The sequence below is a fragment of the Bradyrhizobium sp. CCGB20 genome, from assembly GCF_024199855.1.
Taxonomy (GTDB): Bacteria; Pseudomonadota; Alphaproteobacteria; order Rhizobiales; family Xanthobacteraceae; genus Bradyrhizobium.
Genome location: NZ_JANADN010000001.1, coordinates 6,116,766 through 6,142,143 on the forward strand (window position 1 = coordinate 6,116,766; position 25,378 = coordinate 6,142,143).

The window sequence follows — 25,378 nt, forward strand, 5'->3', positions numbered from 1 at the left end:
GTGCGCTATCGCTGGTGCGTGAAGCGCATGGAGTGCCGGCCTTGAAAAATCTGCTCACCGATATCGCCGGCGTCCGCGTCGGCCATGCCGAGGATGCCAAAGTTGCCTCCGGCGCGACTGCGATCATCTTCGATGCCCCCGCGGTCGCGGCGATCGACGTTCGCGGCGGCGGGCCCGGCACGCGCGAGGACGCGCTGCTCGATCTCGCCAACACCGTCGAGCGTGTCGACGCGATCGCGCTGTCGGGCGGCTCCGCCTTTGGCCTCGATACCGGCGGCGGCGTGCAGGCCTGGCTCGCCGAGCAGGGCCGCGGCCACCGGGTTCGCGAAGCGCTGATCCCGATCGTGCCAGGCGCAATCCTGTTCGATCTCCTCAACGGCGGTGACAAGGCCTGGGGACGCTTCTCGCCCTACCGTGACCTCGGCTACGCAGCGGCGGCCGCAGCCGGCGCCGACTTCGCGCTCGGCAGCGCCGGCGCCGGCCTCGGTGCCACAACTGCGACGTTCAAGGGCGGGCTCGGCTCGGCCTCGGCGGTGACACCTGATGGCGTCAAGGTCGCGGCGATCGTCGCCGTCAACGCGGTGGGCACCGTCACGGTCGGTAACGGGCCGTGGTTCTGGGCGGCGCCGTTCGAGGTAGCAGGCGAATTCGGCGGGCGCGGCCTGCCCGACAAGTTCACCGACGACATGCTCCGCATGCGCATCAAGGGTGGTCCCGCTGCGAGCGCGCGCGAAAATACCACCATCGGCGCCGTCGTCACCGACGCGGTGCTGACCAAACCCCAGGCCAAGCGGCTTGCGATGATCGCGCACACCGGCTTTGCCCGCGCCATCTACCCGGTGCATGCCCCAACCGACGGCGACGTGCTGTTCGCGGCCGCGACCGGCGAGAAGCCGATCGAGCCGTTGGTCGGCCTCACCGAGCTCGGCACGGTCGCCGCCAACGTGGTCGCGCGCGCGGTCGCACGCGGCGTCTACAGCGCGACAGCCCTGCCGTTCCCCGGCGCGCTGCCGGCGTGGAAGGACCGGTTTGGCGGGTAAGGGGCATTCGCCTCCTGCCACGCAACGCGTGTCATCGCCCGGCGAAGACCGGGCGATCCAGTATTCCAGAGACGGGCGTGATGGAACCGAGAGGGCGCGGCGTACTGGATGCCCCGGTCAAGCCGGGGCAGGACAGCTTCATGTGTGGAGAGAACTCTCGCTCAAACGCTCATCGACATGGACGAGCCGGCTGCCGTTGAGGCGCCCTGTCCCTGCCCGCCTTGCTGCTGCATCAACTGCGCGAACAGATCGTAGGCCGAATTACGAGAAGAAGCGCCGGGGACCGTCGTCGACATCTTGAAGCCGTCGGCATAGGTGACGGTGGTGGTGGTCGAGCCGTCGGCCGCGGTCGTCGTGGTCGAGGTCGATCCGCCGCCGGACTTCGACGAGGAATCCGATCCATCGCCGGAGTCGCCCGCGCCTTGCGCGTGGTGACCGTGATGGCCGCTCTTCAGCGCCTTCGACATCTCGTCCAGGCTCACGCTGCCGTCCGAATTCGAATCCATCTTCGAGAAGACGTCGTCGGCCTGCGCGAGGTTGGTGCCGCCGGCGCCGAGCGCGTTCTCGAATTCGGACTTAGTGATGCTGCCGTCGCCGTCCGCGTCGATCTGCGAGAACAGATCCTTGAGCGCTGCGTCACGGCTCGTTGACGTCGAGGAGCTCGAGCTCGACGAGGTCGTTGCACTGCCGGCGCTGTCCGTCGACTGGCTTTGCGCCGCGAACAGCGCGTTCATCGTCTCCGGCGAGATCTGCGGATATTTGCCCGCATTGACCGACGAGGTCGCACCGCTGGTCGTGCTGCTGCTGCCGCTGTCGATCGCGAACGGATTGGTCGCGCCTTGCGAAGAGCCCGTCTTCTGGGTCGACGAGGACGACTTCGAGTTCGTCAGCGACTGGATCGCATCGAGCGCACTCGATACGGCGCCAAGGGCAAACAACATTGCACAACTCCAACCGATGCGGCACGCCGCGGCCAAGGTTCTGGAGATGAAGTCAGCAAGCGTCGTGCCAGCGTAAAAAGCTCAATGAAATCCGACTTCGCCGCGCTTGGCGCGGCGAGGGAACACCGGCAATTCATGCCGGTCGCGGCAGAAATTTCCGCCCACAGGAAGCACGCTACCCCTGCATTGCCCGGCGTGGAGGCCCATGTTAGGCGAGGTCCATCCTTCACGGCCGCCACGGGAAACCGCGCCATGACCCAAGCCTTCGCCCCCCGCCCCCTGGCAATCGCGCCCTCGATCCTGGCCTCGGACTTCTCAAAGCTCGGCGAGGAGGTGCGCGCGGTGGACGCCGCCGGCGCCGACTGGATCCATCTCGACGTGATGGACGGGCACTTCGTGCCCAACATCTCCTACGGCCCCGACGTCATCAAGGCGATGCGCCCGCACACCAAGAAGATTTTTGACGCGCATCTGATGATCTCGCCCTGCGATCCCTATCTCGAGGCCTTCGCCAAGGCCGGCTGCGACCACATCACCGTGCATGCGGAAGCGGGTCCCCATCTGCACCGCTCGCTGCAGGCGATCCGCGCGCTCGGCAAGAAGGCCGGCGTCTCGCTCAACCCGGGCACGCCGATTAGCGTGCTCGAATACGTCATTGACCTCGTCGACCTCGTGCTGGTGATGTCGGTCAATCCCGGCTTCGGCGGTCAGGCCTTCATCCCCTCCGCGATCTCCAAGATCCGCGACATCCGCGCGATGACGGCGGGCAGGCCGATCGACATCGAGGTCGATGGCGGTGTTGGCCCCGACGTCGCAGGCCCCCTCGCCGCAGCCGGCGCCAACGCCTTCGTCGCCGGCACCTCCGTGTTCAGGGGCGGCACGCAGGACGCCTACAAGACCAACATCGCCGCGATCCGCAACGCGGCGCTAGGGGCGCGCGGCGAGGCCATCTGACGGCCATTCGCGGTCCGAACCGGCCTTGTGGCCGCTGCGACCAATGGCAATGGATGAAATCCGCGCCACTCCGTTTTCCGCAGGCTTGCGGCGCCTGCTCGCCGAGGCCTTGCAGGACGGCGAGCACGTGGTCTGGCAGGGCCGGCCCGACGGCGTCGCCCGGATGATGATGTGGCGATTTCTGTGGTGGATCGGGTTCCCCTGGCTGTTGCTGACCGTCGTCGCCGTCAGGAACGATTGGATCGACCAGGCGGCCCATCCTCTCGCGATGCTCGGAGTTGCGATGGTTGCGGCTCCGCTGGTGCTGCTGCTGCAAGACCTGCAGACGCTCTATCTGATCACCGATCGCCGCGCGCTGATCCTGCGAACGGCCTGGGGCAGACGGACGGTGAGCCAGACGCCGTTCGAGGCCATGGACGCAGTCCTTGAAATCCTCGACATCGGCCGTGGCGCCGGCCACCTCAACTTCGCGTCGGGGCGATCGACCCGTTCGCCCTATACCGACTACACTGGCCGCTACGGGTTTCGCTGTGTTCGAGACGCTCCGCGCGTTCGGGATATTCTCGAAGGCGCGCGCACGGGAAAGATGCAGCACACGCGAAAAACTGCGGCTCTTACGGTCGCAGCAGCGCGCAATTGTTAAGATTGCAACCTCAGTCCGTACTCCTCCGGACTTCCCTGATTCGCGCAAATCACTGCTAGTGATTCTTGCCTGTTTTCGCGGGAGCACATCATGACGACGACCCTGGTTTGGACTGGCGTGGCGTTGTGGCTTGGTTTTTGTGCGTTTGTTGTGTTTGGCCCGTCGGCCGGACCGGTGCAGGTCCCGGCACGTTCGGCCCGCATCGTCCGTCGCAACCCGCACCGGGCGTGAGCCCGTGCGGATCGCGCTCGTGAAACGTCAGCCGAAGCGCAGGTGTCGCATCCCGCGGCGCCCGCATCCTGACCTCGACTATTTCTTCGGTCAGCTCGAACGCACCGAAGGCGAGATGCGCGACGACACCGGGCCCGAGACGGCGGACCCGGACTACCCGTTCCGGTCACCGCGCCGGTATTGAAATTCTTGATCGGACTCTTGCCTGATGAAACCGCACTGCCCGAACTGCCTGAAGGAAATGACCAAGGCATCCGCGTCGCGTAACCTCTTCAACTGCGAGCCCTGCCGCGAGATCATCCAGTATTTCGGCGGCAGCGCGGATCACGGCGAGCCCGGCCCGCAATTCTGCTGGCCGATCCGCCGCAAGCGTTCGGTCCACGCCGCCCACGCGGCCTGATCTCTTCCAAGATCCAGGGGCGCGGCCCTATCCGGCCGCCTCATCCGCATCCCCAGCCATCCGCGGCGGCCGCACCACGGTGACGGTGCAGGCGGCTTCCGAGGCTACCTTCGCCGAGACGCTGCCCAGCAGCGTGCGGCGGAACGAGCTCTGCCGCGCGCCGATGATGACGTGGTCGACCTGGTTGACCTCGGCGAACTCCAGGAGCGCCGCGGCGGGGTCGACGGCTTCCAGCACGTGGACCGACAACCGGCTCTCATCCAGCTTGAGCGGCGTCGCCCAATGCCTGAGCGCGACCAGACGGTCGATATGCTTGTTGGAGCCCTGCTCGTCGAGCGTCCGGTCGATCGCGATGCGGTTGAGCTTGAGCACGTTGACGCAGGCGAGCCGCGCCGAGGGCAGCGTCGCGAGAATGCGCTCGGTCGTCACGCGCAGCGCCTCGTTCAGTTCGCCCGCGCCTTCCACCGTGTCGAGCGCCACCGCGAGGATCGGGCTGGAGGCGATTTGCGCGGCGACGTCCGATTTCGCGCGCGGCGCCATCACGCCCTGGTTGAAGCGCCGCCGCCAGGCCACGCTGAGGGGATCGCGCTTCAACCGTTCCGAACGCGCGGTGAGCTTGACCTGATCCGGATGGGCCAGATCGAAGGCAAGCTGGGAGGCGGTCGGATAGCGCCACACCGGCTCGATCTCGAGACACCGCAGCACGATCTCCTGGAGCCAGGGCGGATAGTCCGCGCGCAGGCCGCGCGGCGGATGCGGATCGCGCCAGAGCCGGCGCCGCATCGCGCGCAGCGTCTCGCCCTCGCCGAACGGCCGCTCGCCGGTGGTGAAGAAATAGAGCAGCACGCCGAGCGAAAACAGATCGCTGCGCGGATCGTCGCGCACCCCCAGTAATCGCTCGGGAGCCATGTAGGGCGCGGTGCCGTAAGGCAGGCGGAATTCCTCCTGCAGCAGATCAGGCAGGTGGTCGTGATGCGACAGGCCGTAGTCGATCAGCACCGCCTCGCCAGAGTCGCGGAACATGATGCTGCTCGGCTTGATGTCATGATGGATCACGTTCTGCCGGTGCAGATCGGCGAGCGCGGTCGCGACCTTGGCGACGAGCTGCCGCGCCTCGTCATAAGGCAGCGGCAGGTCCGGCAGCCGCTTGTAGAGCGTGGTGCCGACGATACGCTCGATTACGGCATAGGCCTGATGGGCGAAATCGCCGGTGCCGAAACAGGACGGAACGTGCGGTCCCGCGAGCCGCGGCAGGATCATCATCTCCATCTCGAAGGAGACGATCGCGGCGGGATCCTCGCCCTCCGACACCCGCGGAATCTTCATCAGCAGCGGCACGTCGATGCCGGGATGGGTGACGGTCCACAGCGTCGCCATGCCGCCGGCATGGACGCATTCGCCGATAGTGTAGCCGTCGATCTCGGCGCCCGATTTGACCAGGGATTGCGGCATCGGCCTCTAGCGCCCCTGCGACAGCCGGTCGGCCAGCCAATGCGGCAAGCCGTTCTCGCGGATGCGGCTCGCAGCGGTCTGGATGTCATAGGGCGCGCGGCAATAGGTGATCTGACACGACACGGTGTCGAACAGCACGAAGGCCGCGGATGGATCGCCATCGCGAGGCTGGCCGACCGAGCCCAGCACGGCCAGCCATTGCCGCCCGCGCAGCAGCGGCACGGAGACGTCGGTCTTGGGCACGAGGCCCGTCATCTTCGCCGTCACCGACATCGAATAAAGCGCCGGACGGTGGATGTGGCCGCAGAAGGTGACATGGGCGGGCGTCGATATCAGGCTCTTGGCGGCATCCGCCGTCGAACGGACATAGTGCCAGCGCTGCGGGCTGGAGGCTTCCGAATGCACGAACAGGAGATCGGCGTCCTCCACCAGCATCGGCAGTTCGGCGAGGAACCGCCGCTGCGCGACGTCGAGTCGCCCGCGCGTCCATTCGATCGCGATCTGCGCCTCCGCATTCATGGCCTCGGTCGTGGTGTTGACCGCCTCGTCATGATTGCCGCGGACGGCGATGGCGCCCTCCCCGACCAGCTCCATCGCGGTATCCACGACCCATTCCGGGTCGGCGCCATAGCCGACGAAGTCGCCGAGCAGGACGAACCGCTCCGCGCCCTTCGCGCGGGCCACCTTCAGACAGGCCTCGAACGCCTGCCGGTTGCCGTGGATATCCGAGAAGACAGCGAGAAGCACGCACCCTCCACCCTCAAACCTTATCGGGAGCCGATAAGGCCAAATTGAGGGACGTCAAGAAGATGCGCCAGCGCCGGTCCGTTTTCCAGCGCTAGCCTGACGCAATGGTGAAGGGCCTATTGCTCGTCCTTCGGCGGCATCCGGGGCGGCGGGATCGGCGTGAACACGGCGCCCTGCGCGCCGGCCGGCGGTGCCAGGAATTCGCCGGTCGAGGAATCGCCGCCGGTGGTCTCCAAAATGGTCTTCGGCGTCACATATTCCCGGACCATATCGATCAGGCTGCCGTCGCCGCCGCCGAAATCGGCGGCGCGGCCGCCTTGCGGATGTCCCAATGCGATCTCGTTCTCCGCCGCATGGGTCTTGTCGGCCAGCCGGTCATTGTAGGGCACACGAAAGGCGCGCGGGATGCCGCTCGGTCGATTGTCCTCGTCGAGCTGCTCGACCCAGAGATAGATCGAGCCGGGATCGCCCTCCAGCGAATGCGGCTCGACGATGCGGGCCTTCAGCAGCTTGAAGGTGGCCGGCAGCCTGTCTGTGCTGGCCCAGCCAAGCAGCCCGCGCATCTCCGTGAAGCTGACGACATAGAAGGCGCTGGTCACGACCACCGCGACCGCCTTCAGCGACCAGTGCAGCCGCGCATAGACCAGCACGACCAGCAGCAGTGCGCCGATCACGGCATAGGCGACCGACAGCGTGAGGATGACCGTTGGCAGATTAGTCACGGCGTATCCTCTTGGCGTTACTGCTCACACCGGTCCTCGGGTCGAGATCGGCGCCGTTGCGCCAGCTGCTGCGGAACGTCTCGAGCAGCGATTTCGGCCGCTGATTCACATCGACGACCTTGCCCTCCGTGTCGAGCCGGAATCGCACCGCGGTCTTCTCATCGCCGGTGTGGTCGAGCGTGAACTTATTGTCGAAGACCACCTGCGCCGTCGGATTGAGCTTCTGCACCTTCACATTGGCCGTCACGGGCTCGCCGGTCGTCGCGACGAAATGCGAGACGTTCACCGTGTATTCGCCGGCGAGGATGCCGCGCAGCGTGACGATCTCCTCGCGGATGGGCGAGGCAATCTTCTTGCCGGCGACCATGATGAAGTCGTTGGCCCCGCCGCGATCGTCGCGGTCGAGCGTGAGGAAGCCGGCCTCGCGGTGACGATACCAGGCAACGTTGCCGGCAGGGTCCTGCACGAACAGGTCGAGATCGTCGGGGTGGTTGTCCGGCCAGTCCAGCGTGATCATGAACTCGGCCTTGGAGTCGATCTTGCCGTCCTTTGCATCGGGCGAGACCGCAAGCAGGGCGAGAAAGAACAGGAAGGCGATCACCTGGAGCGCCTTGAACAGCATCACGCCCAAAGGGTCGAAAGGCTCCTCGCGCGGATAGAGACCGAAATCATCCATCATGACGATGTTCCGGCGCCTTTACGCTCCAGCACCGGCGTCACATAGGTCTCGGTCAGCACCACCGCATCCGAGAACACTCGCTGGGTCGCGGAATCCAGCATGTAATACTGGATGCGGACCAGGATCGAGCCGACGAGGCCCGCCAGCGTCGTGTACATCGCGACCGCCATGCCGTCGCTCATCAGCCCCATCGAGGAGCGCATCGCGACCTTGTCGGCGGCGTCCAGCCCCGCGATCGGCGCCAGCATGATGATGAAGCCGATGATGGTGCCGAGCAGGCCGAGCTTCATCAGCGTGTCGGAGACGAAGGCGCCGAACCCGTTGGAGCCGCGCAGCCGGTCGGCGAGATTCCGCAGCAGCAGCGTCTGGTCGACCGGCCGGTAGTCCTGCGCGGCCGCTTTCGTCACGAGGCTCTCGATATGGTCCCGCACCAGCCCGCGCGGCAGCTTCGCCGTGCCGGCATCGAGCACCTTGCTGCCGCCGGGCGCCGCGAGCGCCTCGCGGCAACGCCGCGCCGCCGCGCCTTCACGGGCGATCGCCCGCGTCCGCAGGAAGCAGTGGCCGCAGGTCAGGACATAGAGCAGCGCGATGACGCTGGAAATGTAGGTCCGGTCCGATGTCAGCATCAAGCGGATCAGGCCGAACCGCCACAGCAGCACGACGGCGAAGATCGACAGCCCTGTGAAGATCATCCAGAACAGCAGCGCGCTACGCTCGGATGGGTCGGCAGCCTGGCCCGCGATCGGTCCAATCGTCATCGAACTCATGCTGCACTGCTCCTGACCTGCAGGGATTCGCCTGCAACGATTCCTCACCCATTAGATCAAAGCCGCCGCGCCCGGTCCAAAGAGCCATGCCCAATCCGGCTTGGGAAATTTGCCCGAGCAGCAAATCCTGCCGCTCCCGCAATTGGCAAGGCGCGGCGGCGTTGTTAGGCTGACCTTACCAAACGTCGGGGATGATCGCATGCGCCTCGTGCTTCAGCTTGTCGCCCGTCTGCTTCTCATCGTCGCGCTCTGCCTTGGCGCTGCGACTGTCTGGGCCACGTTCGACGCCTATCGCAGCGTCGACCGGGCGACTGCGGCCTCGGCGCAGCGGGTCGCGCAGGCGCTTCAGGCACTGTACTGGCACGAGTTCTTGTTGCGCAGCAGCAGAACCCGCGAGCAGCTCTTGCCGGTTCCGGAGTGGCGCACGCTGGAGACGATGAAGCTGATCTCGCCCGGCGTCTGCGTCGAGTTCCAGCCGGCCATCGCATTCGAAAGGCCGCTCTGCGGCCAGAGCGTGGGGCTGGGCAAGACGCCGCCGCACTGGTTCGCCGCAATAGTCCCCGTCTTCCTCGGCAGCCATGCCGAAGTGATAAGGCCCGTCAGCCCCCGCGCCGCATCTGCCGGAACGGTCGTCGCGACGCCGGATGCCGCAGCGGCCATCTCGCTTGCCTGGGAGTATCTCCTCAACGTGGTCGATGTCGCGCTGCTGATGGCGGCGGCGATCGCGCTCCTGGCGTCGGTTGCGATCGCGCACGCGCTGGCGCCGGCGCGCACCATCGTCACCGCGCTCCAGCGCATGGCACGGGGCCAGTATCGCACCAAGCTCCCGCGCTTCCGCTCGATGGAGCTGGCGATGATCGGCAGCGCCGTCGGCGAGCTTGGCGGTCGATTGGAGGAAGCCACCGAACAACGCGCGGCGCTGACAAGGCGGCTGATCGAGATCCGCGACGACGAACGCCGTGCGCTCGCCCGCGAGCTGCACGACGAGTTCGGCCAAAATCTCTCCGCCATCCTCGCCTTCGCGAACACGATCGAAATGGCGAGCGCGAAGGAGAGCAAGGACAACGGTATCGCGCAGGACGCGCGCATGATCTCTCAGGCCACCCATCATCTGATGGCCTCGCTGCGCGATGCGCTCAAACGCCTGCGCAATCCCCTGCCCGAGGAGCTCGGGCTGGAAGCGAGCCTCGTGAATCTGGTGGACAGCTGGCGCTCGCAAAGCGCGGCGCAGCCGACCATCCGGCTCGACGTCAAGGGCGACCTCACCGACATCAGCGGCCCGGCCGCCACCACCGCCTATCGCGTGGCCCAGGAATGCCTGACCAACGCACTGCGCCACAGCTCGGCGCGCGAGATCTCCTTGCGCATCGAGCGGCGCGCCGGTGACGACGACGCGTTGCTGATCCGCGTCGAGGACGACGGCGGCGGCGATGCGGCGCGCGTGGCGCAGTCGGCCGGCTTCGGTCTCACCGGCATCCGCGAGCGGGTCGCGGCAGCAGGCGGATCCTTGTCGATCCTCCCCGCCAATCGCGGCCTCAGCGTCGCCGCCACCATTCCGCTTGCCGCGTGAGGAAGGCATGAGCGAGGTTGCGGCAACAGGCATCTCCGTGCTGCTGGTCGACGACCATCCGATCGTGCGGCAAGGCTACCGGCGCGTGCTGGAGAGTCAGGGCGATCTCCATGTCGTGGCGGAAGCCGACAATGCGGCGGACGCCTACGGCGCCTTCAAGACGCACGACCCCGACGTCGTCGTGCTTGATATCTCGATGCCCGGGGCGAGCGGGCTGGAGGCGATCCGCAACATCCGCGCGCGCAGCCCGCGGGCGCGCATCCTCGTCTTCACCATGCACAACGAAGCCGTGCTGGTGAAAGCCGCCTTCGGCGCGGGCGCCAGTGGCTTCGTCACCAAGAGCAGCGAGCCATCCGCGGTCGTCACCGCGATCCGCAGCGTCGCGCGCGGCGAGCGTGCCATGAGCGACGACATCGCCCATATTCTGGCCGAGGACAGCCTGTCGGCAGGCTCGGCGCTGGATCAGCTGGGTGAGCGCGAGATCGAGATCCTGCGCCAATTCGCGGGCGGCGCGACCACCGAGCAGATTGCTGCGCATCTCAATCTCAGCGTCAAGACGGTGCAGAACTATCACTACCTGATCAAGACCAAGACCGGCGCGCGCACCGACGCGCAGCTCGTGCGGCTGGCGGCGAGCTGCGGGCTGACGAGGATTTAAAGCTTAGCGACGGCCTGCTCGCATAAGTTCCCAAGGCCCCTCATCAAAGCTCTGCTGCCCCAACGAAGGTCTGCAGCCTCCCTCAGATTGTGCTAGGCTCGATCGCCGGCACGGCATCGAAGCCCCCTCGTTCCCGTTGTATGTTTCGCACAACAGCAGGAGACGCTTCCATGACCATCAGGGACAGTCTTCTTGCGGCACTGATCGCCTTCACCGTTTTCGCGACCGGAACCACCGAATGCGCAGCAACCGAGGCGAAAGACCAGATCACCATTCTTTACGACGCCTTCGGCACGAATGACGCGATGACAAAGGACTGGGGTTTTTCCGCCCTCGTCGAAGTCGCGGGAAAACGCATCTTGTTCGATACGGGTAACGATCCCGAAATCTTCGCGGCAAACGTGAAAGCCAAGGGCGTCGATCTCTCGGGCCTCGACTTTGTCGTTCTTTCGCACCGCCACTCCGATCACATGGCGGGTCTGTCCTACGTCCTGAGCGTCAATCCGACCGTCAAGATCTACGCGCCGAAGGAAGGGTTTGGCATCTACGGCTCTTCGCTGCCTTCCGGCTTCTACCGGAAGGACGAGGCCTTGCCGCCGGAGATGCGGTACTATGGAGGCAAGCCCCCGGCAGTGATGAAGTTTGGCTCGGCATGGGCCAACGCGAACTTCGAGCTGATCGATCAGACGACCGAGATTGCTCCCGGTATCACGCTCATTTCGCTGATCTCCGACGCGCCCGGGACAAGAGAGCTCAAGGAGCTGTCCTTGGCTGTCAACACGGCAGACGGTGTAATCCTTCTGGTCGGTTGTTCGCACCCCGGGATCGAGCGCATCGTCGAGGCGGCAAGCATCATCAATCCCAGGATTCATCTCATCGCAGGCGGATTTCATCTGGTCGTCGCACCTGACGAGGCCATCGCAAAAGTCGTGAGCGCTCTGAAGGACAGGTTCAAGGTCGACGCCGTAGCACCAGGACATTGCACCGGTGAGCCGACTTTTGCCGCGCTCAAGAAGGCGTTCGGCGACAACTATCTCTATGCCGGCCTCGGCACGTCGATTTCGGTTGGAACGAGTGGGAATGCCAGACGTGGGGAGGGTCCGACGCTTGACGACCTTGCAACGTATCGCAGACTGGCCGGGCGCCAAGACCCGTTCGGCATATTGCGGTCGCGCAGCTTGCGGTCGGGATCCGCGCTGTAGCGCGCAATTCGCATCTTTATCCAGCGCTTCGGGCGAGCGGAATGGAACCGACACCGTCGCGCTTTGGTTAGCAGCAGAGTGAAGGAGTTGCGCCATGAGTAAGGCTATGCACCGAACGGTCGTCGATCATCCGCTCCTCACGGTGGGTGAGCTCATCGACGAACTCTGCCGCTTACCGGATACGGCCGTCGTCCACTTCCACTGCCCCGCACTCGATCAGGAGCTGACTTTCTACCGCCTTCGGAGGCGGTCAAAGGACGCCGTCGAAATCGCGGTGAATGCATATCCGCAGAGCCCGCCGGTTGTCCCAGCGTCCGGTGCCGCTTTTCACGCGAGGAGACAATCTGCCCCCTCGGCGCCCCTTCGCGAGGAGACCCTGCTGCGCAAGGCGAAAGGCTGAATCGGCTCTTACGCGCTCTGGAGGGAGGGTATCGGTCTAGGCCGCCTTCAACCCGCGCAGCACCAGCGCGAGCGTCGCATCGACCCGCGCAGGCAGATCTGCGTCCTTCCACTCGTCGGCATGGGCGGGATGATGGAAGCGGCAGGTCGCGTCGAACAGCGCGCGCGCTGTCGCCTTGATGTCGCCCACCTCGAACACGCCCTGCTTGACGCCGTCGGACAGGATCGCCGAGATCTGGTCGATCATGGTGTCCTTGTGGCACCTGACGGCTGCGCAGGCCTCGCGCGCCAGGGTCAGATAGGTCTCGAACATCTCGGGGTCGTCGAGCACGCGCGAACGCTTGGCGGCGAACAGCGTGCGCAGCCAGCGATCGAGCCTGTCGGGCGCGGCGCCCTTCTCCTCGGCGATCTGGCGCAACGGCGCGTCGATGCGGTCCAGCCAGCGTTTGGCAACAGCCTCGCGCAGCGAGGCCTTGCTCGGGAAATGGCGATAGACGCTGCCGTGGCTCACATCGAGCGCACGGGCAACGTCAACCACGGTGGCTTTGGCAAGTCCGTAGCGCCGCAGAACGTCCTCGGTGACTTCGAGGATCCGCTCCGGCGTCAGGACAACGGCTTCATTCATGCCAGCACCTTGTTCCCGTTCAGGGTTCACCCGGCGATCGAGCTGCTTCCGAAGCGCCCCTGCCGGTCGTTTCGGAAAGCTCTCGCCTTAATGAGGCAGTTTTGCAGCCTGCGCCGCGATCTGGCGCGCCACCAGTAAATTGAGCCAATGCCCAATCGTCCCGGTGAAGTTGATGATTTCGGTCGTCATTGTCTTAAGTCTCCATTCGTCCGCGGTCCCCACCTCCGAATTACGTCCCGCGATCCACAAGTGTTTCGGACCTCGGGCTCCCCGGGCGGGATGACCACGGGACGCCCAATCGGAGCGTCCGGGAACGGATATACACGTCTCGCTGACAGATTTCAATATCTGTCAGTCAATGATCCGTGATTGACAGCTGATTTTTGCGGACGGATCGCTCCAGCCGCGGTCGTCCCGGTTGGCCGGCCCGGTGGATAGCTCGGCGATCCCCATCTTCCCCGGCCCAGATTGTTTGTTTCGCCCCGCCCGCTCTGTTAAATCACGGCGTAAAAAGCATTTTGGCAGGTCGCACCCCTTCGGGCCGCCCGCCCACCTTTCCTGGAGCCGTCCCATGATCCCCCGCTATACCCGTCCCGAAATGGCCTCGATCTGGGAGCCGCAGACCCGGTTCAAGATCTGGTTCGAGATCGAGGCGCATGCGGCGGACGCCCTCGCGGAGCTCGGGACGATCCCCAAGGAGGCCGCCAGGACGGTCTGGGCCAAGGCCAAGGATGCCACTTTCGACGTCGCCCGCATCGACGAGATCGAGCGCGAGACCAAGCACGACGTCATCGCCTTCCTCACCCACCTCGCCGAGATCGTCGGCCCCGAAGCGCGCTTCGTGCACCAGGGCATGACCTCCTCCGACGTGCTCGACACCTGCCTCAACGTCCAGCTCACCCGCGCCGCCGACCTCCTGCTCGCCGATCTCGACAAGGTCCTCGCCGCGCTGAAGAAGCGCGCCTTTGAGCACAAGATGACGCCGACCATCGGCCGCAGCCACGGCATCCATGCCGAGCCCGTCACCTTCGGCCTCAAGCTCGCTTATGCATACGCCGAATTCACCCGCGCCAAGGAGCGCCTGATCGCGGCTCGCAAGGAGGTTGCGACCTGCGCCATCTCCGGCGCCGTCGGCACCTTCGCGCAGATCGACCCGCGCGTCGAAGCGCACGTCGCCAAGGCGATGGGTCTCGTGCCCGAGCCGATCTCGACGCAGGTGATCCCGCGCGACCGGCACGCGATGTATTTCTCGGTGCTTGGCGTCATCGCCTCTTCGGTCGAGCGCATCGCGGTGGAGATCCGCCACATGCAGCGCACCGAGGTGCTGGAGGCCGAGGAGTTCTTCTCCGAAGGGCAGAAGGGCTCCTCCGCGATGCCGCACAAGCGCAACCCGGTGCTGTCGGAAAACCTCACCGGCCTGTCCCGCATGGTGCGCGCCTATGTGACGCCGGCGCTGGAGAACGTCGTGCTCTGGCACGAGCGCGACATCTCGCATTCCTCCGCCGAGCGCATGATGGGCCCGGACGCGACCGTGACGCTCGATTTCGCGCTGGTGCGCCTCGCCGGCCTGATCGACAAGCTGCTGGTGTACCCCGCCAACATGCAGAAGAACCTCGACCGCCTCGGCGGCCTGGTGCACTCGCAGCGCGTGCTGCTGGCGCTGACCCAGAAGGGCGCGAGCCGCGAGGACGCCTACAAGCTCGTGCAGCGCAACGCCATGCCGGTCTGGCGCGGCGAAGGCGACTTCCTCGTTCTTTTGAAGAAGGACGCTGAAGTGAAGAAGTATCTCAACGACGCCGAGCTCGAGGAGCTGTTCGACCTCGGCTACCACCTCAAGCACGTCGATACGATCTTCAAGCGCGTGTTCGGCGAGAGCTGAGCGTCGCTTGCGCAGCCCGGGTGAGCGCAGCGATACCCGGGACCTCACTCGCACAGACCCGGATGTCGCTTCGCTCATCCGGGCTACAGCACATCAGAAACGGATCCCCTCATGCCCATCGTCAACCGCGTTGCCGCCCTCTCCGACGAAATGGCCGCCTGGCGCCATGACTTCCATGAGAACCCGGAGCTGCTCTACGAGGTCCACCGCACCGCCGGCATCGTCGCCGATCGCTTGCGCGAGTTCGGCTGCGACGAGGTGGTGACGGGCATCGGCCGCACCGGCGTCGTCGGCGTGATCCGCGGCCGCAAGTCCGCCTCCGGCAAGACCATTGGCCTGCGCGCCGACATGGACGCGCTGCCGATCATGGAGACGTCGGGCGTCGCCTACGCCTCCAAGGTCCCCGGCAAGATGCACGCCTGCGGCCATGACGGCCACACCGCCATGCTGCTGGGCGCCGCCAAATATCTCACCGAGACGCGCAATTTCGACGGCACCGCGATCATGATCTTCCAGCCCGCCGAAGAAGGCGGCGGCGGCGGCAAGGCCATGGTCGAGGACGGGCTGATGACGCGCTGGAACATCGAGGAGGTCTACGGCATGCACAACATGCCCGGCCTGCCCGAGGGCCATTTCGCGACCACGCCCGGCGCGATGCTCGCCTCCTCGGACAACATCCAGATCATCGTCCGCGGCAAGGGCGGCCACGCCGGCGCCGGTCCGCACAAATCCGTCGACAGCGTGCTGATCGGCTCGCAGATCGTCAACGCGCTGCAATCGATCGTCGCGCGCAACGTCGATCCGCTGAAATCGGCCGTCATCTCGATCACGCAATTCCACTCCGGCACGGCCTTCAACATCATCCCTGAAGTCGCCGAGCTCGGCGGCACCGTGCGCACGCTTGATCCCGAGGTGCGCGATCTCGTCGAGCGCCGCATCGGCGAGGTCGCCGAGAGCGTCGCCCGTGCCTATGGCGGCTCGGCCGAGACCAAGTACACGCGGATGTATCCGGTGACGATGAACCATGCGCGCGAGGCCGGCCTTGCCGCCGACGTCGCCCGCGACATCGTCGGCGCCGAGCGCGTCAACGACAGGTTCATTCCGATGATGGGCGCCGAGGACTTCTCGTTCATGCTGGAAGCGCGTCCCGGCGCGATGGTGCTGGTCGGCATGGGCGACGGCAACGAGTGCCACCATCCGGCGTACGTGTTCAACGACAACATCCTCGGCCACGGCGCGTCGTTCTGGGCGCGCCTGGTCGAGACGCGGATGCCGGCATAGGCATTCGCAGGGTGGGTTAGCCGAACTTGTAGCCCGGGTGAGCGAAGCGACACCCGGGACAACTTTCGCCAAGGTCACAGCAGGTCCCGGATATCGCTACGCTCATCCGGGCTACGAGTACGCTCATCCTTCATACTGCAGCACGTGCATCCCGGCGTTCCAGTCGGAGACGAACATCAGCCCGTCCGGCCGGACATAGGCGTCACAGGTCTTGGCTGCGAGCGCGACGTTCGGGCGGGGATCGATCAGCTTTTTCGGCGTCGGCGGCACCCAATACGCGATCTCCTTCGGCGCAAAGGCGTCCTTGACGTCGAACACCCTGACGCCGGCATTGTTGTAGGTCGCAAAGATCGTCTCCTCGCTCTGGAATGCGCCCGGACGGTTCTCGTGCAGATTATGCGGACCGAAGGTGCCGTTCGCGCAAAAGTCGCGATCGCGCGGGGTCGGTAGCGTCGCGATCGGCACCGGGTTTTGCGGCGCGCGCACGTCGAGCACGAATGTGTGGAACAGGCCCTTGGCGCACTGGTCCGCATTGGCTTCATCCGCGACGATCGCGAGCTGACGCTTGGGCAGCGGCAGCGGCGTATGCGTGCCGCCGGCAAACGGCGGCGACCAGTTGATGTGGGACAGCAGCTTCGGATTGGTGGGATCGCTGATGTCATGAATGGTGAAGCCGCCGTCACGCCAGGCGGCATAGCCGCGATCACCCGCCGTGATCATGTGATGCAGCGCAAAGCGCTTGCCCTTGGGTGTCGCCGGCTCGCCGGCCGCGCGGTTCATGCCCGGCAGCCACCATTTCGCGACGATCTCTGGCTTCGTGATGGTCTTGAGATCGACCACGCAGAGGATGTGGTCGGTGAAGCCGTCGAAATGCGCCGACACATAGGCATAGCGGCCGCCCGGCCACCAGAGACGGTTGATGCCGAAGCCGGGCATTTCGAGGAACGCGATCTCGCGCATCTCGCCCGGCTTCGAGATGTCGTGGATCGAGAGGCCGCAGCGGAATTTCTTGGCCTTGGTGATGCTGTCGGCCAGCGTGTTCTCGAAATAGCCGCGCATGTTGTCGTAGGACTGCATCGCGACGATGTTGGCGCCGTTCGCAAGCAGCAGCATGTCTTCCGCCACCTGGAGATGGTGGGTGCGGGTGTATTGTCCCGCGGTGAAGAAATTGACCGGTTTCAGCGCACGCGGGTCGGACGCGTCCAGGATCGTCACGCCGTCGCTGAACATGTGCCCGACATAAACGTGCTGCCGGTTGAACATCACCTGCACGCTGTCGGGCCGGCCGCCGATGTCGCTGTAGGAGATGTGCTTGATGCCCTTGCCGATCCCCTCGGGCGGAATGTCGGCTTCAGAAGCCCATGCGGACCTCGACCACCCGGACAGCGCAGCGGACCCAAACACGGCCGACAATTGCTGAAGGTGGCGGCGGCGCGAGAGTCGAGGCATCGATTTCCCCCATTTTTTTAGGGATGATGCTCGCTTGCAGCGAGGCGTGCAAGCCTCGCGTCGTCTGTCCGAAAGTTTTGCTTCGTCGCTAGTTGCAGATTTCGGCTGGTATTTTTGCGGCAGGATTGGACGGATGATTGGCCGTCCCGAGCCGGCATCCCTTGGCAATCGGCCTGCATCCGGCATTGTTGCAGATCATCTGTCCCGAGGCCTGCGGCGTCGATGGCGCGCCCTCGGTTTGTTTTCGGTCCGTATCGCGCCTCCTCGAATCCTCGCGCGTCGCGACCGGCTTCTTGTCCTGGATCTTCTCGCACTCGTTGTCGTCACCGACGCGATAGCCGGCGCGGCAGGTGATTTTCACGCATTGATCGCCGTCGGCCTTGAAACCGAAATTGCACACGAGCGGGCAGACCCGTCCAGGCTTCGCCTTCAGCGCATCGAGGGCGTCGACGCTGGCGAGCTTCACGTCGAACTGGGTGCCGGCATATTTGTTGAACAGCGTCAGCGAACGCTGAGATGTGCCGTTCCAATCGCCATCAGCAGCAGCGGACAGACAGCCGACGCGGCGCAATTCGCTCTGCACGGATTTTGTCAGATCGGCCGCTGACAATGTCGATGCCGGCGCAGGCGAAAGGGCCGCAACCTTTTGCTCGACCTCGGGCATCTGACGATCGGCCGCCGGCTTTGCGGCCTGTTCCGCTTTCTCCGCGGCCTGCTTGGCGGCAAGCTCGGCCTTGGCCTTCTCCGCGGCCTGCTTCTCGGCCAGCGCCTTCGCAGCCGCCGCCTCGGCCACCTTGCGCTCGCGCTCGGCCGCTTCGGCTTTCGCCTGCTCGATCTGCTTTTGCTTCTCCGCTGCGATCCGCGCCTCCTCGGCGGCTTTTGCCGCCGCGGCCGCCTTCTCTTGCTCGGCTTTCTGGGCGCGCTCGGCAATCAGTCTCGTCTTTTCCTGCTCGGCCGACCTGGCCTTTTGCTCGGCCGCCACGCGCGTTTCTTCAGCGCCGATCTTGTTCAACTGGCCCTTGGCGAGGTTGGCGTAGAACCCATCGGAATACGCCGCCAGAAACGCCTCCCAGCCATCGCGCGTGGCCAGCTGGAGCGCCAGCTCGTAATCCCTGCGAATAGCGTCCTGCGGGTTGGCCTGCGGACCGGTCGCGACCGGCTTGACTACGACCAGGGGCACGTCGTCGCCACCGAGGGAGCCGTAGACATAGGGCTCCTGCTTGTAGCCGGTAGCCTTGAGCACGTCGTCGCGCACGAAGCCGAAGGCCTTGCGCAGATCGAGCCCCGGCTTCGGCAGGTGCTCGACCAGCGCGACGGCGAACGGGCTGTTTCTGGAATCGCCGTCGGATGCGGTCGAGCCGGCTTTCGCGGCGAAGGCAATCATGGTGTTGGGGCTGGTCGGCTCGACCTTGGCCAGGCCGCGTCCGATCGCGCGCGAGGCCAGCGTGCGCTTCATGGTCTTTGAGAAGGGATTGTCGCGGCAGGCGTCGAGGATGATCAGGCGCAGTTGCTTGGCCGGCTCGACCGCGAACAATGCGCGCTCGACCGGGATGGTCTCGTCGAGAACGTCGCCGTCCGTTTCCAGCGTTGCGTCGGTCGGGATGAGGTAGTTGTTGCCGTCGAGCTCGATGCCGTGGCCGGCGTAATAGATCACCGCCATGTCCGCATCGCGCGTCCTGCCGGCAAACTCACGCAGCATGCGCCGCATCTCGCTGGCGCTGAGATCAAGCCTGACGTCCACGGAGTCGAAGCCGGCCTTCTTGAACATGCCGCCGACCAGCGTGGCATCGTTCACGGGATTGCCGAGCTTGGGCGCGCTCTTGTAGGCGGAATTGCCGATGACGAGCGCGACCCGCCGGTCGGCATGTGCCGGTCCGCAAGCCAAGCCCATCGCAAATATCAACAAAGCAAATAACCGAAGCGAAATCACGTGCGTCCCCCCGGATGCAATTCCATGAGACTATTCGGATCATTGCCGAATGCCAATTCTCCCCTATGTGATATTCATCACACAACGTGTTTCAAGGCTGCTCATAACCATGCGGCAAGGCGTCACCATGCTTCGCTCATCCGGACCAGACTCCGAAAAAAGGGGTACGCAGGGTCCGTCATTGGGCTGCAGAGCGTAGATCCGCTGGCTCACCCGAGTGAAGCAGGCGAGATGCGGTCTCGTCTGGCGCGAAAGGCAGGGTGAACTGAAAGACGGCGCCCCGGGGCTCGTTTGCGCCGGCCCACAACTGTCCGCCATGCGCCTCGATGATCGAGCGGCAGATGGCGAGGCCCATCCCCATCCCCGTGGGCTTGGTGGTGTAGAAGGCCTCGAACAGGCACTCTACATTCTTCGGATCCAGCCCCGGACCGGAATCCCGCAAGGTGACGTGCACGCCGTTCGATGCATCCCGACCGGTGCTGATCAGCAACTCGCGTCCTCCCTCGCCGACCGCGGCCATCGCCTCGATCGCGTTGACAATCAGGTTGAGCACCACTTGCTGGAGTTGAACGCGATCTGCCTGAATGGGCGGCAGGCCTTCGGCAAGTTGCGTTCGCACCGAGACGCCGTTCTTGAACGCTTCGCTGCGCGTCAGCGCGATGACCTCGAGCACCGCCTGATTGATCTCCATATCCTCCTTTTGCGGGGGCGCCTTCCTGATGAGCGCCCGGATCCTGCCGATGACGTCGCCGGCTCGCATGCCGTCACCCGTGATCCAGTCGAACGTCTGTCGAACCCGCTCCAGATTCGGCGGTTGAGCCTCCAGCCAGTTCAGCCCGGCCTCGGCGTTCGCCACGATCGCGGCGATCGGCTGGTTGACTTCATGGGCAATCGAAGCGGTGAGTTGCCCCATCGTGGTGACGCGATTTGCGTGCGCGAGCTCCATCAGGGCTTCACGGTAGCGCCGCTCGTGTTCGCGTGCTTCGGCTTCCGCCCGCTTGAGAGCCGTCAGATCGAGGACAAAGCCGACGCCTTGATCGGTACCTTCTCCAAACATGGTCCCGCCGATCAGCACGGGCACACGGTTGCCGTCCTTCCGCACATACTCCTTCTCGAATGGTTGGGCCGTCCCGAGCCGCTTTAGTTCCGCCACGGTATGCAAGTCGCGGTCGCGCCATTCCGGCGGCGTGAGGTCGGTCCGATGCAGGCGCCCTGAGCTGAGATCTTCCCGGTCGTATCCCACGATGCGCAGGAACGCATCATTGGCCTCGAGAATGCGCCCCTCGACCTCCCAAATGATGATGCCGATGATGTTGGCGTCGAACAGGCGCCTGATCTTGATATCCCGTGCTGCAAGATCACTCTGAAGCTGGATGTTCTCCTCGGTCGCCTTTCTCCGCTGTTTCGCCTCGAGCCGCGCGAGCGCCAGCGCCGCTCCGGCCAGCGCGACGACGAGGACGACGGCCCCGGCGATCAGCGAGGTCCAGCGATGCTCGAATGCCTCGGCGCGCGCCTCCCGGTCGGCGAGCCGAAAGCGCTCGTGATCCACCATCTGGTCGATTTGCGAGCGGATCTCGTCCATGCTGCGGATCATTGCCAGCGCGGCCAGTCCGGACTTGCCGGCCGTCTTCAGCAGCTCGTCGATCTCGCGCAGCGTTGCGGCAACGGTCAGTGCCAGATGTCCGGCCCGAAGGCCCTGCAACGGATCCTCTGCGACCAGCGTCTGCAACGCCTGAGCTTCCCGTCGTACACTTTCGTCGGAAACGCCGTAGGCCTTGAGATAGGCGGGGTCGAGGGTCATGAGATACCCGCGTCTTTCGGCCTCCAGTTCCGCGATGATCGCCCGCAGCCGATCGAGCGTTTCGAGTATTTGGCGGCTATGCTCGGTGAAGTGGTGAGCTGCCTGCCGCTCCTGCCAATATTGCAGGCCGAGCAAGCTGGTCGCGACAAACAGGCCCACGAGCACTGCGACCGCAAGGATCAGCGGACGCGCAAACCATCGCGAAGACAGGGCCGGAGCAGGCGCTGACATCTGCCTAGGGTCATGCTGGCGTGACCGGCGCGTCTTCTGGTGCCAAGGCCAGAGCATTGCTAGGATGATAGCATGGATAGGCCCGCATGGGTGAGCCGGGAAACTGATCAGGTTACATCGGCTTCGGCCCCCGTAAGTCGTCTGGCGAGGGCCACGATGTCGCAGGGTGCGGCGGCCCGCTCACGTGTCATGAATGACTGCCTTGGTGAAGGAGCATTGGCATGGCGCAGGGTGAAAACACACTGAACCGTCAAATGCCGGCCAGCCGGCGCAGTTTCATCAGGGGATTGGGCGCAGCGGGGGCGGTGCTGCCGGCCCTTGGCGCGCTGCCGCGGTGGAGTTTTGCCCAAGGCGCCGCCGTGACCCACGCCAGCGCCGCGATCGACTGGAAGCAATTTGCGGGACAGTCGATCGCGCTTTCGGGTGCTATCCATCCGTGGTCGAATACGATCACGCCGCTGTTGCCGGAGTTCACCATACTCACCGGCATCAACGTCACCATCGATTTCCAGCTGGAAACCACCTATCTCGGCGCGCTGCCGATCAGGCTCGCTCGCGGCAGTAGCACGCCCGATGTCTTCATGTTCACGACCTATGGCCAGGGCATCTCGAACGGATGGCTGGAGCCGCTGAACGGCTATTATTCCAACAGGTCGCTGACCGACCCCGCCTGGTATGACGAGAACGACCTGCTCAAGACGGCCCGAGCCTTCCCGCTGTGGTCGGACGGCGAACGGTACGCCGTCCCGATTACCTCAGAGGCGATGACCCTGTTCATCAACAGCGATGCGCTGGCAGCCAAGGACCAGCCGATTCCCCAGACCTTCGAAGAGTTGCTTGTCACCGCCAAGGCGGTCAAGACCAGCGGCATGTCGGGGATCGCCATGCGGGCCCAGGCCGGAGGCAATTCCTCCCCACCGGCGATGGGCTTCGTGTTCTCCTACGGTGGGGCCATGGTCGAGCACAACAGGGTCGCTTTCGCGAGCCCGCAGGCGATAGCGGCAGTCGAGATGTACGGACAGCTGCTCAGTCAGGCCGGGCCTGCCGGCGTCGGCAGCTATGAATGGTACCACGTGCTGGATGACTTCCTGCAGGGTCGGACGGCCATGGCCATCGACAGCAGCAACTTCGCGACCGACATCTCCAATCCAGCGAAAAGCCGTGTCGCCAACCAGGCCGGGTTTGCAATCTTTCCACATCTTGCCGGTCGCGGACCCGTCCCCTTCATGTCGCACTGGCAGGCGTGCATCAATTCCAAATCTCGAAACAAGCGGGCGGCTTTCCTGTTCCTGCTCTGGGCGACGAGCAAGGCGACCTCGCTGCAGACTGCTGCAGCGGGGCTGGCGACGACACGCGTGTCGGCCTGGTCGAGCGAGGGCTTCAAGAAGGCGTTCGGCTCGCAGGCCGCCGAGGCGGCGCTGACCAACTTGCAGAATGCGGATGTCGACCGTGCCAAGGCAATCCTCTTCCATCCGCAATCGAGACCGATCCTCGACGCCTTCATGATCGGCGTCAATGAAGTGGTCAATGGTGCGAAATCGGCGAAAGATGCGATGACGGGCGCGGCCGAAAGAGCCAATGCGGCGATCCGCGGGTAGCGGCGATGCTTGTCCCATCGGACAGTTGGGACCGCGCTATGCGCGGCCCCGTTGGGCTTACCGGCTGGGCCACGCCGGTCAGGCGAAAATCACCTCGTGCCGCATCACGAAGGGCGCGAGCAGCGTGTGCACCTCACCGGTCACCACCTCGCGTTGGTCCGCCGGCAGGCCGGCCAGCGTCACGGTGGCGATCGAGCCGTGGCTGCCGTGGGCGCCGACCTTCACCTTGCAGTCGATGCCGCGCGCGGCGAGCGGCGACAGCACCTTGGTGAACACACGCTGCGCCGCGTCCCAGCGCAGCTGTGGCTTGAACACCTTGCCAACACCGGTCACGGGCATCGGATCGATGGGAATGACCTGCACCGGAACGGCCGCGCGCTCCGGCGTGCGCTCGCGCACCCACGACTCCAACTCGCCCGGCTCGACCTTGGCGCCCGGCTTCAGCTGCACGTAACCGACCGGCAACTCGCCGGCATAGGCATCGGGCTGGCCGACCACGGCGGCGAAGCCGACGGCGGGATGGCGAAACATGATCTCCTCGATCGGCGCCGGATCGATATTGTGGCCGCCGCGGATCACGAGATCCTTGGCGCGGCCGGTGATCCAGAGATAGCCGTCGGCGTCTAACCGGCCGAGGTCGCCGGAATTGACCCAGACCTCGTCGACGAAGGCGCCCTTGTTGTGCTCGTCGTTGAGATAGCCGCCGAACACGCCGGGCCCCGCCATGATGACGACACCGATCTCGTCAGGCGCGCAGTCGCGGATCAGCCGGCCGTCGGCATCGAGCTGCACGATGCGCACGCGCGCATAGGGCATGGGAAGACCGACCGAGCCGAGCCGGATCGGCCGTGACGGATAAGCCAGCGTATGCACGCTCGACGTCTCGGTCATGCCGTAGACCTCGACCACCGGCAGCTTGAGCTTGTCCTGGATCGCGGAGCCGACGGCGACGGGGATCGCCGAACCGCCGCCGGCGGCATATTTCAGGCTGGAGATGTCAGCGTTACCCGGTGGCACCGCGAGCGTCGCCGCGAGCACCGTCGGCACGCTCGACAGCGCCTCGGGCTTGAAGCGCTCGACCAGCCCCCAGATGTTCTTCACCGAGTTTGGATTGCGCCATCCGCTCGGCGACAGCACGACCAGCGAGCCGCCGCTCGACAGCGTCAGCAGCACCTGCGTCAGCGATCCACCGACGTGGAATAGCGGCATGCCGAATAGCAGATTGGAGCCCGGCCTGGTCTTCAGCAGCAGATTGAGCGCCCAGGCCTGGTAGACCTGATTGGCATGGGTGTGCCGCACCAGTTTCGGCGTGCCGGTGGTGCCACCGGTGTGGAAATAGGCAGCGATATCGCTGCCTAGAATCTTGCGCCCGCTGATAAGCCGGTCGGACGGCTGCTGCTTGATCAGGTCGCTGAAGGCAAAGATGCCCTTCTCCGGATCGCCGCCACCGAACACCTGCACGATCGCCTTGAGGTGTTTGAGTGAAGGGCGGATCTGCTCGACCTTCTGCCAGATGTCGGTGCCCGGCATCGGCCCCAGCGCCACCAGGATCTTGGTGTTCGCGGCTTCGAGAATCTCCGCGATCTGGTGCGGCTCGAGCAGCGGATTGACGGGATTGGCGATGCCCGCGGCCTCCGCACCGAGTAGCGTCACGAAGGCATCCGGCACCAGCGGCAACATGAAGCTGACGACATCGCCCTTCTCCACGCCGAGGGCGTGAAACATGTTGGCGGCCTGCGTGACGCGCGCGATCAGGTCGCGATACGTCACCACGACCGGCGTATCGGCCGGATCGGCATTTTGCAGGAACTGGATCGCGGCCCCGTCGGGATTGCGCGCCGCCCCTAACCTGACGGCGTCATAAGTGCTCTCGGCCGCGACGCGATCGGCGTAAGGGACCTGCTCGAAGGTGCGAACCTCGGCGTCGGTCGCCAGGTCAGGATAGTCGTTGCCGATAAAGCGATCGAGCGCGTGGATGCCCGCCATGGAATTCTGTCCTCCCTCAGTGCTTGTCCCCGCCCGGTGTCTTTTGACATTTTGGTTCGGCGAGGCCTCGACCGATGGCCGGTCGAGCGCGGACAGAATGATGGATGATTGAGCGTTCGTCCATGACTTAACGGCTACGGTCGTAGCACCCGGATGAAAGGCCTTTGAACCTCCGCGCTCGATCCCGGGACCA

At 65.1% G+C, this 25,378-nt stretch carries 23 protein-coding genes and 2 pseudogenes; 13 read left to right on the forward strand and 12 right to left on the reverse strand.

The window, feature by feature from the left end:
* Positions 1 to 41: 41 nt before the first annotated feature.
* Positions 42 to 1,040 (forward strand): P1 family peptidase, encoded by a 999-nt coding sequence (locus NLM15_RS28715; RefSeq protein WP_254121008.1) that lies wholly within the window; start codon positions 42 to 44, stop codon positions 1,038 to 1,040.
* A gap of 161 nt (positions 1,041 to 1,201) precedes the next feature.
* Here NLM15_RS28715 and NLM15_RS28720 read toward each other — a convergent pair whose 3' ends face one another.
* The gene (locus tag NLM15_RS28720) at positions 1,202 to 1,981 is read right to left on the reverse strand and encodes an EF-hand domain-containing protein (protein ID WP_254121010.1); all 780 of its coding nucleotides are present in this window, start codon (positions 1,979 to 1,981) and stop codon (positions 1,202 to 1,204) included.
* Between the two features lie 252 nt (positions 1,982 to 2,233).
* Here NLM15_RS28720 and rpe point away from each other — a divergent pair, with 252 nt between their 5' ends.
* From rpe to NLM15_RS28745, 5 genes are all read left to right on the forward strand, one after another.
* Positions 2,234 to 2,935 carry a ribulose-phosphate 3-epimerase gene (gene rpe / locus NLM15_RS28725; RefSeq protein WP_254121012.1) on the forward strand — a complete coding sequence of 234 codons (702 nt, stop codon included), beginning with the start codon at positions 2,234 to 2,236 and terminating at the stop codon, positions 2,933 to 2,935.
* A 49-nt stretch (positions 2,936 to 2,984) separates the two neighbouring features.
* A complete protein-coding gene (locus NLM15_RS28730; RefSeq protein WP_254121014.1) occupies positions 2,985 to 3,578 on the forward strand; it encodes a hypothetical protein in 594 nt (197 codons plus the stop codon).
* 90 nt (positions 3,579 to 3,668) lie between these two features.
* Positions 3,669 to 3,809, forward strand: a complete 141-nt coding sequence (locus NLM15_RS28735) for a hypothetical protein (protein ID WP_254121016.1) — start codon at positions 3,669 to 3,671, stop codon at positions 3,807 to 3,809.
* A 19-nt stretch (positions 3,810 to 3,828) separates the two neighbouring features.
* Positions 3,829 to 3,993, forward strand: a complete 165-nt coding sequence (locus NLM15_RS28740) for a hypothetical protein (RefSeq protein WP_254121018.1) — start codon at positions 3,829 to 3,831, stop codon at positions 3,991 to 3,993.
* A gap of 24 nt (positions 3,994 to 4,017) precedes the next feature.
* Positions 4,018 to 4,209: a hypothetical protein gene (locus NLM15_RS28745; RefSeq protein ID WP_212487404.1), complete on the forward strand. Its 192-nt coding sequence runs from the start codon at positions 4,018 to 4,020 to the stop codon at positions 4,207 to 4,209.
* A 27-nt stretch (positions 4,210 to 4,236) separates the two neighbouring features.
* On the opposite strand, the gene NLM15_RS28750 is transcribed toward NLM15_RS28745, so the two are convergent.
* The 5 genes from NLM15_RS28750 to NLM15_RS28770 all read right to left on the reverse strand — a co-directional run bounded on the left by NLM15_RS28750 (position 4,237) and on the right by NLM15_RS28770 (position 8,576).
* Complete coding sequence (locus NLM15_RS28750; RefSeq protein WP_254121020.1) at positions 4,237 to 5,661, reverse strand: bifunctional serine/threonine-protein kinase/universal stress protein; 1,425 nt, start codon at positions 5,659 to 5,661, stop codon at positions 4,237 to 4,239.
* A gap of 6 nt (positions 5,662 to 5,667) precedes the next feature.
* Positions 5,668 to 6,408, reverse strand: coding sequence for a metallophosphoesterase (locus NLM15_RS28755; RefSeq protein ID WP_254121022.1), 741 nt, complete (start codon positions 6,406 to 6,408; stop codon positions 5,668 to 5,670).
* Between the two features lie 116 nt (positions 6,409 to 6,524).
* Positions 6,525 to 7,130, reverse strand: coding sequence for a hypothetical protein (locus tag NLM15_RS28760; RefSeq protein ID WP_254121024.1), 606 nt, complete (start codon positions 7,128 to 7,130; stop codon positions 6,525 to 6,527).
* Entirely contained in the window at positions 7,123 to 7,809 is a 687-nt protein-coding gene (locus tag NLM15_RS28765; protein WP_254121025.1) for a hypothetical protein, read from the reverse strand. The genes NLM15_RS28760 and NLM15_RS28765 overlap by 8 nt, the downstream gene beginning before the upstream one ends.
* Entirely contained in the window at positions 7,806 to 8,576 is a 771-nt protein-coding gene (locus tag NLM15_RS28770) for a MotA/TolQ/ExbB proton channel family protein (protein WP_254121026.1), read from the reverse strand. The genes NLM15_RS28765 and NLM15_RS28770 overlap by 4 nt, the downstream gene beginning before the upstream one ends.
* A gap of 199 nt (positions 8,577 to 8,775) precedes the next feature.
* Here NLM15_RS28770 and NLM15_RS28775 point away from each other — a divergent pair, with 199 nt between their 5' ends.
* The 4 genes from NLM15_RS28775 (at position 8,776) to NLM15_RS28790 (ending at position 12,406) form a co-directional block, all read left to right on the forward strand.
* Positions 8,776 to 10,146: a sensor histidine kinase gene (locus NLM15_RS28775; protein WP_254121028.1), complete on the forward strand. Its 1,371-nt coding sequence runs from the start codon at positions 8,776 to 8,778 to the stop codon at positions 10,144 to 10,146.
* Between the two features lie 7 nt (positions 10,147 to 10,153).
* Positions 10,154 to 10,804, forward strand: coding sequence for a response regulator transcription factor (locus tag NLM15_RS28780; RefSeq protein ID WP_254121030.1), 651 nt, complete (start codon positions 10,154 to 10,156; stop codon positions 10,802 to 10,804).
* 170 nt (positions 10,805 to 10,974) lie between these two features.
* Positions 10,975 to 12,006 carry an MBL fold metallo-hydrolase gene (locus NLM15_RS28785; RefSeq protein WP_254124472.1) on the forward strand — a complete coding sequence of 344 codons (1,032 nt, stop codon included), beginning with the start codon at positions 10,975 to 10,977 and terminating at the stop codon, positions 12,004 to 12,006.
* Between the two features lie 94 nt (positions 12,007 to 12,100).
* On the forward strand, positions 12,101 to 12,406 hold the full coding sequence (locus tag NLM15_RS28790; protein WP_254121031.1) for a hypothetical protein: 306 nt from the start codon (positions 12,101 to 12,103) through the stop codon (positions 12,404 to 12,406).
* A gap of 36 nt (positions 12,407 to 12,442) precedes the next feature.
* Here the strand turns inward: NLM15_RS28790 and NLM15_RS28795 are convergent, their stop codons facing one another.
* Positions 12,443 to 13,030, reverse strand: a complete 588-nt coding sequence (locus tag NLM15_RS28795; protein WP_254121032.1) for a TetR family transcriptional regulator — start codon at positions 13,028 to 13,030, stop codon at positions 12,443 to 12,445.
* A 571-nt stretch (positions 13,031 to 13,601) separates the two neighbouring features.
* Here NLM15_RS28795 and purB point away from each other — a divergent pair.
* Both purB and NLM15_RS28805 read left to right on the forward strand, forming a co-directional pair.
* The gene (purB, locus tag NLM15_RS28800) at positions 13,602 to 14,909 is read left to right on the forward strand and encodes an adenylosuccinate lyase (protein ID WP_254121033.1); all 1,308 of its coding nucleotides are present in this window, start codon (positions 13,602 to 13,604) and stop codon (positions 14,907 to 14,909) included.
* Between the two features lie 111 nt (positions 14,910 to 15,020).
* The gene (locus NLM15_RS28805; RefSeq protein WP_254121034.1) at positions 15,021 to 16,190 is read left to right on the forward strand and encodes a M20 aminoacylase family protein; all 1,170 of its coding nucleotides are present in this window, start codon (positions 15,021 to 15,023) and stop codon (positions 16,188 to 16,190) included.
* 123 nt (positions 16,191 to 16,313) lie between these two features.
* Here the strand turns inward: NLM15_RS28805 and NLM15_RS28810 are convergent, their stop codons facing one another.
* From NLM15_RS28810 to NLM15_RS44075, 4 genes and pseudogenes are all read right to left on the reverse strand, one after another.
* On the reverse strand, positions 16,314 to 17,639 hold the full coding sequence (locus NLM15_RS28810; RefSeq protein WP_254121035.1) for an LVIVD repeat-containing protein: 1,326 nt from the start codon (positions 17,637 to 17,639) through the stop codon (positions 16,314 to 16,316).
* 88 nt (positions 17,640 to 17,727) lie between these two features.
* Positions 17,728 to 19,530 carry a caspase family protein gene (locus NLM15_RS28815; RefSeq protein WP_254121036.1) on the reverse strand — a complete coding sequence of 601 codons (1,803 nt, stop codon included), beginning with the start codon at positions 19,528 to 19,530 and terminating at the stop codon, positions 17,728 to 17,730.
* A gap of 217 nt (positions 19,531 to 19,747) precedes the next feature.
* Positions 19,748 to 21,010, reverse strand: a pseudogene (locus NLM15_RS28820) (sensor histidine kinase); the annotation flags it as partial.
* A 126-nt stretch (positions 21,011 to 21,136) separates the two neighbouring features.
* Positions 21,137 to 21,658 (reverse strand): annotated as a pseudogene (locus NLM15_RS44075) (CHASE3 domain-containing protein); the annotation flags it as partial.
* 164 nt (positions 21,659 to 21,822) lie between these two features.
* Between NLM15_RS44075 and NLM15_RS28830 the strand changes: the two are divergent.
* A complete protein-coding gene (locus NLM15_RS28830; protein WP_254121038.1) occupies positions 21,823 to 23,199 on the forward strand; it encodes an ABC transporter substrate-binding protein in 1,377 nt (458 codons plus the stop codon).
* A gap of 78 nt (positions 23,200 to 23,277) precedes the next feature.
* Here NLM15_RS28830 and NLM15_RS28835 read toward each other — a convergent pair whose 3' ends face one another.
* Complete coding sequence (locus NLM15_RS28835; RefSeq protein WP_254121039.1) at positions 23,278 to 25,185, reverse strand: acyl-CoA synthetase; 1,908 nt, start codon at positions 25,183 to 25,185, stop codon at positions 23,278 to 23,280.
* Positions 25,186 to 25,378 lie beyond the last annotated feature (193 nt).

Coding starts and splice junctions, on each gene's coding strand:
- NLM15_RS28720 (WP_254121010.1), bottom strand. CDS start 1,981: ATGTTGTTTGCCCTTGGCGCCGTATCGAGTGCGCTCGATGCGATCCAG.
- rpe (WP_254121012.1), top strand. CDS start 2,234: ATGACCCAAGCCTTCGCCCCCCGCCCCCTGGCAATCGCGCCCTCGATC.
- NLM15_RS28730 (WP_254121014.1), top strand. CDS start 2,985: ATGGATGAAATCCGCGCCACTCCGTTTTCCGCAGGCTTGCGGCGCCTG.
- NLM15_RS28735 (WP_254121016.1), top strand. CDS start 3,669: ATGACGACGACCCTGGTTTGGACTGGCGTGGCGTTGTGGCTTGGTTTT.
- NLM15_RS28745 (WP_212487404.1), top strand. CDS start 4,018: ATGAAACCGCACTGCCCGAACTGCCTGAAGGAAATGACCAAGGCATCC.
- NLM15_RS28750 (WP_254121020.1), bottom strand. CDS start 5,661: ATGCCGCAATCCCTGGTCAAATCGGGCGCCGAGATCGACGGCTACACT.
- NLM15_RS28765 (WP_254121025.1), bottom strand. CDS start 7,809: ATGATGGATGATTTCGGTCTCTATCCGCGCGAGGAGCCTTTCGACCCT.
- NLM15_RS28770 (WP_254121026.1), bottom strand. CDS start 8,576: ATGAGTTCGATGACGATTGGACCGATCGCGGGCCAGGCTGCCGACCCA.
- NLM15_RS28775 (WP_254121028.1), top strand. CDS start 8,776: ATGCGCCTCGTGCTTCAGCTTGTCGCCCGTCTGCTTCTCATCGTCGCG.
- NLM15_RS28780 (WP_254121030.1), top strand. CDS start 10,154: ATGAGCGAGGTTGCGGCAACAGGCATCTCCGTGCTGCTGGTCGACGAC.
- NLM15_RS28785 (WP_254124472.1), top strand. CDS start 10,975: ATGACCATCAGGGACAGTCTTCTTGCGGCACTGATCGCCTTCACCGTT.
- NLM15_RS28790 (WP_254121031.1), top strand. CDS start 12,101: ATGAGTAAGGCTATGCACCGAACGGTCGTCGATCATCCGCTCCTCACG.
- NLM15_RS28795 (WP_254121032.1), bottom strand. CDS start 13,030: ATGAATGAAGCCGTTGTCCTGACGCCGGAGCGGATCCTCGAAGTCACC.
- purB (WP_254121033.1), top strand. CDS start 13,602: ATGATCCCCCGCTATACCCGTCCCGAAATGGCCTCGATCTGGGAGCCG.
- NLM15_RS28805 (WP_254121034.1), top strand. CDS start 15,021: ATGCCCATCGTCAACCGCGTTGCCGCCCTCTCCGACGAAATGGCCGCC.
- NLM15_RS28810 (WP_254121035.1), bottom strand. CDS start 17,639: ATGCCTCGACTCTCGCGCCGCCGCCACCTTCAGCAATTGTCGGCCGTG.
- NLM15_RS28815 (WP_254121036.1), bottom strand. CDS start 19,530: ATGGGCTTGGCTTGCGGACCGGCACATGCCGACCGGCGGGTCGCGCTC.
- NLM15_RS28830 (WP_254121038.1), top strand. CDS start 21,823: ATGGCGCAGGGTGAAAACACACTGAACCGTCAAATGCCGGCCAGCCGG.
- NLM15_RS28835 (WP_254121039.1), bottom strand. CDS start 25,185: ATGGCGGGCATCCACGCGCTCGATCGCTTTATCGGCAACGACTATCCT.